The organism is Allorhizobium sp. nf9_anc, assembly GCF_056323085.1.
In genome coordinates this window covers 4,330,172-4,340,000 of sequence record NZ_CM150481.1, presented here as the reverse complement: position 1 = coordinate 4,340,000, position 9,829 = coordinate 4,330,172, and the positions used below count along the sequence as shown (strand labels likewise).

The following is a 9,829-nucleotide window of genomic DNA, read 5'->3' as shown; positions in this document are numbered from 1 at the left end:
GGTGCGGCTCCCCCGGCGCTCGATGCGATCGCCGGCGCCTTCGACAATTCCCAGCCGGCAATGATGTCGGGCCGCGACCTGCCGCGCGTCTATGACGGCATATACAGGGCCGCACTCTCCTATGGCATGAACCAGGACCTGACGGGCCAGGTCATTCGGCTGCTCGCTGCCAATGTCGACTTCCAGGCGCAGTTGAAGCCGTCCGACATGCTCGAAGCCGTCTTTTCGGTCACCGACGACCAGGGTATGGCGACCGACGAGTCCGAACTGCTTTATGTCCGCGCACGCTTCGGCGACACGGTCACCCAGTTCTATCGCTTCCAGGATCCGGCAGACGGCTCGATCGACTATTTCGACGAGAACGGCAAGTCGATCCGGCAGTTCCTGCTGCGCAACCCCGTACCGAATGGCCGCTTCACCTCGGGCTTTGGCATGCGCCGCCATCCGATCCTCGGCTATTCCCGCATGCATACCGGCGTCGACTGGGCGGCCCCGCGCGGTACGCCGATCATCGCCTCAGGCAACGGCGTAGTCGAGAAGGCCGGCTGGGCCTCCGGCTACGGCAATCAGACCCTGATCCGCCATGCCAATGGTTACGTCACCTCCTACAATCACCAGAGCGGGATCGCCAAGGGCATCGTCCCAGGCGCCAAGGTCAAGCAGGGCCAGGTCATCGGCTTCGTCGGCTCGACCGGCTCCTCCACCGGCTCGCACCTGCACTACGAGCTGATCGTCAACGGCACCAAGGTCGATGCGATGAAGGTGCGCCTGCCCGGCGGCAAGGCGCTCGAAGGCGAGGTACTGGCCAGCTTCCAGCAGGAACGCCAGCGCATCGACACCCTGCTCGAAAGCGGCGGACGGCCAGCGCAAGTGGCCAGCCGCTAGCGCCGATGGCGCCAAACTTGAATCAAATTCGAGCCGTCTGCTTCATCAAAGCTCAGCAGTTGTATGATGTCCTTGCCTGCAATTTTTAAGCAGGGATTGGATATGATCGAAGCACTTTTCATGTTCGGAGGCCGCCTCAATAGGCTTCAATATTTGCTGGCAGGCGTTCTGACTCATCTGGTCGGCGGCGGCATTTTGCTCCTCGGCGTGGTATCGATGGGAAATGGCGCAGGAGCGGGCGCGATCGCACCCCTCGCCTTGGCTGGTATCGCTCTGATCTGGATGGCCCTCAGCCTGCAGGCCGCACGTATCCGTGATATCGGCCTCAGCCCGCTTCTTGTCATCATGGCCTTCACGATCGTCTATTCCATGGCGCATATCGGCAAGGAAACGATGAAGGATACCGAGCTCGGTACGGTGCTGGCAGGTCTGACGATCGCCCTGCAGGCACTTTTCGGCTTTTTCCTGCTGCTGATGCCGGGGGAAGGGTCTCACACATCAGAACCGCCGGACCCGCTCGATGACAACTCGGCCCTTCTTTATCGGCGCACAGCGATGATCCGCAGTGAAGACGCAGTAGGGGTTAGGACCACTCCGAGACATAGCGAGGAAGCATCGACACGGGTGCGACACGCGGGGACGAAACCGAGCTTCGGTCGGCGCGGGGTGTGACGGTCCAACCGGCTACGAAAAAGGGCGGCTCGATGCGAGCCGCCCTTTTCTTCATCTATCAAAGCTTTCAGGCCGCAGCACTCACCGAGGCCTTGGGCGAGATCAGCAGCCGGTCGCTGCCGGCCTCGATCGTCACATCGGATCCGTCGAGCACCTGACCCGACAGGATCTGCTCGGCGAGCGGATCCTGCAGGTATTTCTGGATCACCCGCTTCAAGGGGCGAGCGCCATAGACGGGATCATAGCCCTTGTCGGCGAGCCAGCTCCGGGCATCCGGTGCCAGTTCGATGCGAATCTTGCGCTCCGCCAGGAGTGAGAGCAGCCGCTTCATCTGGATATCGACGATCGCGCCCATTTCCGAGCGGCGCAGCCGGTGGAAGAGGATGATCTCGTCGACGCGGTTGAGGAATTCCGGTCTGAACGAAGCCTTCACCACATCCATCACCTGGTCGCGAACCTGATCGACATCCTGGTCCTCCCCGAGGCTGGTCAGATAATCGGCCCCGAGGTTCGAGGTCATGATGATGATCGTGTTCTTGAAGTCGACTGTGCGACCCTGACCATCCGTCAGACGACCGTCGTCGAGCACCTGCAGGAGCACGTTGAACACGTCGGGATGCGCCTTCTCGATCTCGTCGAACAGCACCACCTGATAGGGCTTGCGCCGCACCGCTTCCGTGAGCGCGCCACCTTCCTCGTAACCGACATAGCCCGGAGGTGCCCCGATCAGCCGAGAGACCGAATGTTTCTCCATGAATTCCGACATGTCGAGCCGGACCATCGCCGTCTCGTCGTCGAACAGGAAGCGGGCAAGCGACTTGGTGAGCTCGGTCTTGCCGACCCCGGTCGGACCGAGGAAGATGAACGAGCCGATCGGCCGGTTCGGATCCTGCAACCCTGCACGCGCACGGCGAACCGCCCGGGACACGGCCTGCACCGCATCGCCCTGCCCGACCACCGACTTGGCGAGATCGTCTTCCATCCTGAGCAGCTTGTCACGCTCGCCTTCCAGCATCTTGTCGACCGGGATCCCGGTCCAGCGGGAAACGACATGGGCAATACCGTCGGGTGTGACGACTTCCTGCACCATGTTGGCAGCCCCCGAACCGTCCTGGGCTTCAGCGGCGACCAGCTCCTTTTCGAGCTTCGGGATCATGCCATAAGCGAGCTCGCCGGCCCGCTGGAATTCACCCTGGCGCTGCGCAATCGCAAGCTCGTTGCGGGCTTCATCCAGCTGCTTTTTGAGGTCAGCGGCCAGACCCAGCTTCTGCTTTTCCGCCTGCCATCGGGCGGTGAGCGCATCCGCCTCTTCCTCGAGCGAGGTGAGTTCGGTTTCCAGGCGGTTCAGCCGGTCGGCAGAGGCCGCGTCGGTTTCCTTCTTCAGGGCTTCGCGCTCGATCTTCAGCTGGATGATGCGGCGATCGAGTTCGTCGAGCTCTTCCGGCTTCGAATCCACCTGCATCCTGAGCCGCGAGGCGGCCTCGTCCATCAGGTCGATCGCCTTGTCGGGCAGAAAACGGTCGGTGATATAGCGGTTCGACAGGGTCGCAGCCGCTACCAGGGCCGAATCCGAGATCCGAACCTTGTGGTGCTGCTCGTATTTTTCTTTCAGACCGCGCAGGATCGAGATCGTGTCCTCGACCGTGGGCTCTTCGACCATGACCGGCTGGAAGCGCCGGGCAAGCGCTGCATCCTTCTCGACATGCTTGCGGTATTCGTCGAGCGTGGTTGCCCCGACGCAATGCAGCTCGCCGCGGGCAAGCGCCGGCTTCAACAGGTTCGAGGCATCCATCGCGCCGTCGGCCTTGCCGGCACCGACGAGCGTGTGCATCTCGTCGATGAACAGGATGATCTCGCCGTTTTCGGCCTGCACTTCGTTGAGAACGGCCTTCAACCGCTCCTCGAACTCGCCGCGATACTTGGCCCCGGCAATCAGGGCGCCCATGTCGAGCGCCATCAGCTTCTTGTCTTTCAGGCTTTCCGGCACGTCACCATTGATGATGCGCAAGGCCAACCCCTCGGCAATCGCCGTCTTGCCGACGCCGGGTTCACCGATCAGGACAGGATTGTTCTTGGTCCGGCGTGACAGAACCTGGATCGTGCGGCGGATTTCGTCGTCACGACCGATGACCGGATCGAGCCGGCCCTCGCGGGCTTCAGCCGTCAGGTCGCGGGCATATTTCTTCAAGGCGTCGAAGCCCGCTTCCGCATTAGCGCCGTCAGCGGTCCGGCCCTTGCGGACCTCGTTGATCACCTGGTTCAGCGCATTCGCGGTCACGCCGCCCTTCTTGAGGGAGGCGGATGTGGAAGCGGAGCTCTCGATCGCAAGCGCCAGCAGCAGACGTTCGACGGTGACGAAACTGTCGCCGGCCTTCTTGGCTGCGTCTTCGGCGGTGGAAAACACCTTGGCGAGCGGCTGGGCCAGATAGACCTGACCATTGCCGCCGGAGACCTTCGGCAACTTGGCAAGCGCTGCATCATTAGCAATGCGCACGGCCTTGGCATCACCACCCGCACGGCTGATCAGCGAGGAAGCCATGCCCTGCTCGTCGTCGAGCAGAACCTTCAGCACATGTTCGGGTGTGAATTGCTGATGCCCTTCCGACAGGGCGTAAGTCTGCGCCGATTGCAGAAAACCGCGCACGCGTTCGGAATATTTCTCGATATTCATCGTCACTCTCCCTTGTCTCCGCCCTGCCCGCAATCGGCACAGATCGGATGGTGTGGATGAGGCCCCCGAAAGCGGCGGACCCCGGAGCGGAAACCGCTCCCTTGACCGAGATATGGGAGCGGGATTTTGCCCTTTAAAGAGGCAGATAAACGAAAAACTCCGGGTGGGAGCCCGGAGTTTTGCAATCGTCAAATAGAGCCGGAAAAGCTCATTCGGAAGTCACGTCGGCGAGAGCGGGTGCTTCGCCACCTTCGCCATTGTCACCACCTTCACCACCCTCATCACCACCGGCGCTGCGGCGCGGCTGACGGCGCGGACGGTTGCCGGCATTGCGGCGACGCGGCTGGCGTTCGCCGCTGGCTTCCGCTGCACTTTCGGCAGCAGCGGCGACGGCTTCGGCCGGCATGTCTTCAAGCACGGGCTGCGGACCGGTACCGGCGATCTCAGGCTGCGGCTGCGCCTGGGGTTGCGGCTGAGGCTGACGCTCGCGGCGCTCGTTCTGCTGCGAGCGATTGTGTTGCTGCGGCTGCTGATGCTGCGGTGCCTGCTGGTTGCCGCGATCATTTCCCTGGCCGGAATTGTCGTCCGAACCGTCGAAGTCTTCGCCGTCCCGTTCGTTGTAATCCTGGCGATCGTCGCCGCCATCGCGATCGTCACGCTGGAAGCGCTCCTGCATCTGCGACTGAGCGGCCGCGATGATGCGGTTATAGTGCTCGGCGTGCTGCAGGTAGTTTTCCGCCATGACGCGGTCGCCGGCGCTCTGGGCGTCGCGAGCGAGCGTGGAATACTTCTCGGCGATATGCTGAGCGGTGCCGCGGATCTTCACATCTGGGCCGGAGCTGTCATAGGTCCGGGTAAGCGGGTTCTGGCCCTTGCGGTTGAAATTGTTGTTTCCACCGCCGCCGCCACCGCCGCCGCCATTGTTGTTACGCCCCCGACCACGCTTGTTTTGCTGTCCTGGCCTCATAGATGCTTCACCTGAATGTCTTTGTTGTGCTGATAAAGGGCAACGTCATTGGCTCTGGTTGAACCGGACCAAGTCTATGCGCGCCGCCGACAGACCGCGCTCTCGCCTTGCTCGCCGCTGGTGAAAGTCGAGTTTACTGAGTTACGCATCGGTCCAGTCGTGCTTCGCGGAGTTCGACAGCGAACTTTTTCGAAGCCGGCCTAGTCGCGAACGAATCTTCGTTCTTTCCCCGCCGCCCGTTGCGTGCCCGCAAACTATTACGCTTCATCTGGAAAACCAAGCCTTTTTCTGGCTTTCCTGCAATTATCCTTAGCAGGCGCAGCAAAGGGCCTAATTAAGCTTTGGTGCAAACACAAGAACACGGTCGTTACCACCATAGTCGCGACGTTCTTCAAGAAGAGAAAATCCAGCCTCTTCAAAGATTTGCGTCACGTCATCCCGCTGGTCGAAACCAATTTCCAGGCCAACCAGCCCATGATCTTCGAGATGCTCCAGCGCTTCTGCCGCAATGGCACGGTAGGCCTCCAGCCCATCCGCGCCACCGTCCAGAGCAGCCATCGGATCGAAATTCGTCACCTCGGGCTCCAGCCCCACCACCACATCGCTCCGGATGTAAGGCGGATTGGAGATGATGAGGTCGAAACGCTCCGATGTCCTTTCGAACCATGGACCTGCTCGAGTCGTGAAGCGCGACGAAAGCCCGTTGCGCTCGGCATTGGCCACAGCCGTCTTCAACGCATCCTCTGAGATATCGATACCCATGGCCTCGGCCTCCGGGCATTCCTGAAGCAGGGCAAGAGCAATCGCTCCGGTGCCCGTGCCGAGATCGACGATCTTCGGCTTCAAACCTGCAGAGATCATAGTCCGGAGATGTGGCAGGATCACGTCAACGAGGATTTCGGTATCCGGTCTCGGCTCGAGCGTGCCCTGGGATAGCGCGAGATCGAGACCATAAAAGTCGCGCCGGCCGAGAATGCGATAGACCGGCTCCCGCGCGAGCCGCCGGAGGATAGCCGCCTCCACACGTGCCGCGAGGTCTGCAGCCACCGGCTTGTCGCCATCAAGCAAAAGGGCCGTCGGGCTTAGGTCCAAAAGACCGCAGATCAGCACCCGGGCATCGGTTGCCGGGTCGGCAAGCCCGGCCGCCTCGAAGCGCCGCCGTGCCTCGGCCATCAGCAACCTTGCGGATGGCGCCACGCCACTCACTGGTTTTCGCCAAGTTGCGCGAGCTGCCCGGCCTGATAGTCGGAAATCAGCGCATCCAGCATTTCGTCGAGATCGCCTTCGATCATCCGGTCGAGCTTGTAGAGCGTCAGGTTGATCCGGTGATCGGTGACGCGCCCCTGCGGGAAGTTATAGGTGCGGATGCGTTCCGATCGGTCGCCCGAGCCGACCTGGCTCTTGCGGTTCGCCGACCGTTCGCTGTCCAGCTTCTGCCGCTCGATGTCGTAGAGCCTGGAACGCAGAACCTGCATCGCCTTGGCGCGGTTCTGGTGCTGCGACTTCTCCGAGGACGTCACGATCAGCCCCGTCGGCAAGTGCGTGATGCGCACAGCCGAGTCCGTGGTGTTGACGTGCTGTCCACCGGCACCCGAAGCGCGCATCGTGTCGATCCGGATATCCTCGGGCTTGATCTCGATGTCGATATCTTCGGCTTCCGGGAGAACGGCAACGGTCGCCGCAGACGTATGAATGCGCCCGCTCGCTTCCGTTTCCGGCACGCGCTGAACGCGGTGAACGCCGGATTCGAATTTCAGCTTGGAGAACACGCCCCGCCCGCTGATCGTTGCAATGATTTCCTTGTAACCGCCGGCTTCGCCTTCGCTGGCGGAGAGCACTTCCACCTTCCAGCCCTTGGTCGAGGCGAAGCGCTCATACATGCGGAAGAGATCACCGGCAAAGAGGGCCGCCTCGGAACCGCCGGTTCCAGCGCGAATTTCCAGGATGGCGCTCTTCTCGTCGGCGGCATCCTTCGGCAGAAGCAGGATCTGCATCTCGCCTTCAAGCGCCTCGATCCGGCTTTCGATCTCGGGCAATTCCATCTCGGCGAGATCGCGCATCTCGCGGTCCGTCGCCTTGTCGGAAAGCATGGCGCGCAAGCCGTCGGCCTCGTCGATCGCAGCCTGATATTCGCGGATCTTCTTCACAACCGGCTCGAGCTCGGAATACTCGGAGGCGAGCTTCACATAGACATCAGCTGCCGGTCCCGCCGACATTCGCGCCTCGATCTCACCGAAGCGGCGTTCGAGTTCGCGCATTTTCTCGACAGGAAGCTTCGCCACCCTTTACTCCAGGTCAGTCGCCAAAATCAGTCGTCAAAGTCAGACGGGGATGTTGTGCTCTTCCGCATGGCGGACGAGCAGGTCGCGCACTGACACGCCCGGGGTGTCATCGTCAAGCGCAGCCGTCAGAACCTCGGACAACCGGCCGATATCAAGCCCGAGCAACATCGCCTTGACCGGACCGATTGCGGTTGGCGACATCGAGATCGAGCGGAAGCCGATCCCGAGCAGCGCCATGGCCGAAAGCGGCTTCGACGCCATCTCCCCGCACAGCGTCACCGGCGTCTTGTTCCGCTCGCCGGCACGGACGATGTCCCGGAGGATCCTGAGGAATGGCCGCCCCAGCACGTCGAAACGATCCGACACGCGCGCATTGCCACGGTCGACGGCCATGGCGAACTGGAACAGGTCGTTCGACCCGACCGATACGAAATCCACCTCATCCATCAGCTCGTCGAGCTGCCAGAGCAGCGCCGGCACTTCGAGCATGGCGCCGAACTGCAGCTTCTTCGGCAATTGATGGCCGAACTTGGAGATATGCTGGATCTCCTTCTGCATCAGCTCGCGCACCTGCCGGATCTCCGAGACTTCGGTCACCATCGGCAGCATCATCTTGAGCTCGGCACCGGAGGCAGCCTTGAGAAGCGCGCGGAGCTGGGTGCGCAACAGGCCGGGGCGATCAAGCGACAGGCGGATCGCCCGCCAGCCGAGCGCCGGGTTCTCTTCTTCCTGAGAGCGGAAATAGGGAACGACCTTGTCACCGCCGATATCAAGCGTGCGGAAGGTCACCGGGCGACCAGCCGCCTGCTTCAGCACATTGCGGTAGAAGCTCTCCTGTTCCTCGCCCTTGGGCATGGTCGAGGAGATCATGAACTGCAATTCGGTCCGGAACAGCCCGATGCCATCGGCACCGGAATCGGCAAGCTGCGGCAGGTCGACAAGCAGACCGGCATTCATCTGCAGCTTGATCCGATGACCATCCTTGGTAACCGGCTCTACATCGCGCAGCGCGCGGAACTGTTCCTGCCGCTTGGCCCTCAGCTTGACCTTTTCCTCATAGGCTTTCTGCAGATCGGCGACCGGGCGCACATGCACCTTGCCGTCATCACCATCGATGATGACGGGATCGCCGTTTTCGGCAAGCGCCACCGCACCCGCGGCCTGGCCGACGACCGCAATACCCATGGCCCGCGCCACGATCACGACGTGGCTGGTAACAGCACCCTCTTCGAGCACGAGGCCGCGCAGGTTGGCGCGCGGATAATCGAGAAGCTCCGCCGCCCCCATGGCGCGCGCAAAGACGATCGCGTCGTTGGGAAACCCTTCGGCTGCACTATGCGGCGAAAAGCCGGTGAGCTGGCGCAGCAACCGGTTCGCCAGATCGTCGAAGTCGTGCATCCGTTCGCGCAGATAAGGATCGGTGAGGCGCATCATGCGCGCCTTGGTGTCGCTCTGCACCTTCTCGACCGCCGCTTCCGCCGTCAGGCCGTTATGGATCGCCTCTTCCATGCGCCGCACCCAGCCCTGGTCATGGGCAAACATGCGGTAGGTTTCGAGCACGTCGCGGTGCTCGCCTTCCATGGACACTTCACGCCGCGACAGCATGTCGTCGATCGAAATGCGCAGCGAGCCGAGCGCGTCGGCCAGCCGGCGTATTTCCGTCTCGCTGTCTTCATTCAGGAGATTGGTGACGACGATGCGCGGCTCGTGCAGCACGACATAGCCGAGGCCGATGCCTTCGGAATAGCTGTCCCCGTCGATCGAGACGGGTCGCGTCAGGTCGAGTTCGAGGCCGGGTCGGGTGATCTTCTTCAGCTCGCCGGTGGCGATCATCTCGGCGAGCACCATCGCGGTCGTTTCGAGCGCTTCCAGCTCGTCTTCGCGATAGTTCCGCTGCGCCTTGTTCTGCACGACGAGAACGCCGAGGCTTCGACCGGCGCGCAGGATCGGCACACCGAGGAAGGAGTGGTAGATCTCTTCGCCGGTTTCCGGCAGGTAGCGGAAGGCCGGATGCGCCTGGGCGTCCGAAAGATTGAGAGACTGGGCAGAGGCCGCGATCGTACCGACGAGACCCTGGCCCATCTTCAGCTGGGCCAGGTGAACCGCGTCCTTGTTCAGACCTTCGGTCGCATAGAGTTCCAGAACCCCATCGGAGCGGAGGACATAGGCGGAGCACACCTCTGCGACCATGTTGTTCGCGATCTGGCGAACGATCCGATCAAGTCGCTCCTGCGGCTCGAGCGGCTCCGCCATCAGTTCGCGCAGCCGCTTGAGGAGGACGCGGGGACCCGCAGAAAGGTCTCTCATCGCGTTTTTGCTCCACTTCCCATTGGTCAGCGGATTGTTACCCTT

7 protein-coding genes (1 of these 7 only partly in view) are annotated in these 9,829 nt (G+C 62.1%); 2 read left to right on the top strand and 5 right to left on the bottom strand.

All coding sequences use genetic code 11. The annotated features are described in order from the left end of the window. Positions 1 to 885, top strand: partial view of a M23 family metallopeptidase gene (locus AC02Y0_RS21125; protein ID WP_476381044.1) — the final stretch only. Its footprint begins 1,059 nt before the window's first position; only the last 885 of its 1,944 coding nucleotides appear in the window; the start codon falls outside the window, past its left edge; the stop codon is at positions 883 to 885. A 66-nt stretch (positions 886 to 951) separates the two neighbouring features. After that, complete coding sequence (locus tag AC02Y0_RS21120; RefSeq protein WP_476381042.1) at positions 952 to 1,557, top strand: DUF805 domain-containing protein; 606 nt, start codon at positions 952 to 954, stop codon at positions 1,555 to 1,557. A gap of 67 nt (positions 1,558 to 1,624) precedes the next feature. Here the strand turns inward: AC02Y0_RS21120 and clpB are convergent, their stop codons facing one another. The 5 genes from clpB to ptsP form a co-directional block, all read right to left on the bottom strand. Then, complete coding sequence (clpB, locus tag AC02Y0_RS21115; RefSeq protein WP_476381040.1) at positions 1,625 to 4,228, bottom strand: ATP-dependent chaperone ClpB; 2,604 nt, start codon at positions 4,226 to 4,228, stop codon at positions 1,625 to 1,627. Between the two features lie 208 nt (positions 4,229 to 4,436). After that, positions 4,437 to 5,195, bottom strand: a complete 759-nt coding sequence (locus AC02Y0_RS21110; RefSeq protein ID WP_476381038.1) for a DUF4167 domain-containing protein — start codon at positions 5,193 to 5,195, stop codon at positions 4,437 to 4,439. A gap of 330 nt (positions 5,196 to 5,525) precedes the next feature. Further along, a complete protein-coding gene (prmC, locus tag AC02Y0_RS21105) occupies positions 5,526 to 6,368 on the bottom strand; it encodes a peptide chain release factor N(5)-glutamine methyltransferase (RefSeq protein WP_476381036.1) in 843 nt (280 codons plus the stop codon). 29 nt (positions 6,369 to 6,397) lie between these two features. Then, positions 6,398 to 7,477, bottom strand: a complete 1,080-nt coding sequence (gene prfA, locus AC02Y0_RS21100) for a peptide chain release factor 1 (protein ID WP_102020864.1) — start codon at positions 7,475 to 7,477, stop codon at positions 6,398 to 6,400. A gap of 39 nt (positions 7,478 to 7,516) precedes the next feature. Then, the gene (gene ptsP, locus AC02Y0_RS21095) at positions 7,517 to 9,784 is read right to left on the bottom strand and encodes a phosphoenolpyruvate--protein phosphotransferase (protein WP_112248052.1); all 2,268 of its coding nucleotides are present in this window, start codon (positions 9,782 to 9,784) and stop codon (positions 7,517 to 7,519) included. Positions 9,785 to 9,829 lie beyond the last annotated feature (45 nt).

What these genes read in the sequence shown, in the direction of transcription:
- AC02Y0_RS21120 (WP_476381042.1), top strand. Translation starts at nt 952, where the DNA reads ATGTCCTTGCCTGCAATTTTTAAGCAGGGATTGGATATGATCGAAGCA.
- clpB (WP_476381040.1), bottom strand. Translation starts at nt 4,228, where the DNA reads ATGAATATCGAGAAATATTCCGAACGCGTGCGCGGTTTTCTGCAATCG.
- AC02Y0_RS21110 (WP_476381038.1), bottom strand. Translation starts at nt 5,195, where the DNA reads ATGAGGCCAGGACAGCAAAACAAGCGTGGTCGGGGGCGTAACAACAAT.
- prmC (WP_476381036.1), bottom strand. Translation starts at nt 6,368, where the DNA reads ATGGCCGAGGCACGGCGGCGCTTCGAGGCGGCCGGGCTTGCCGACCCG.
- ptsP (WP_112248052.1), bottom strand. Translation starts at nt 9,784, where the DNA reads ATGAGAGACCTTTCTGCGGGTCCCCGCGTCCTCCTCAAGCGGCTGCGC.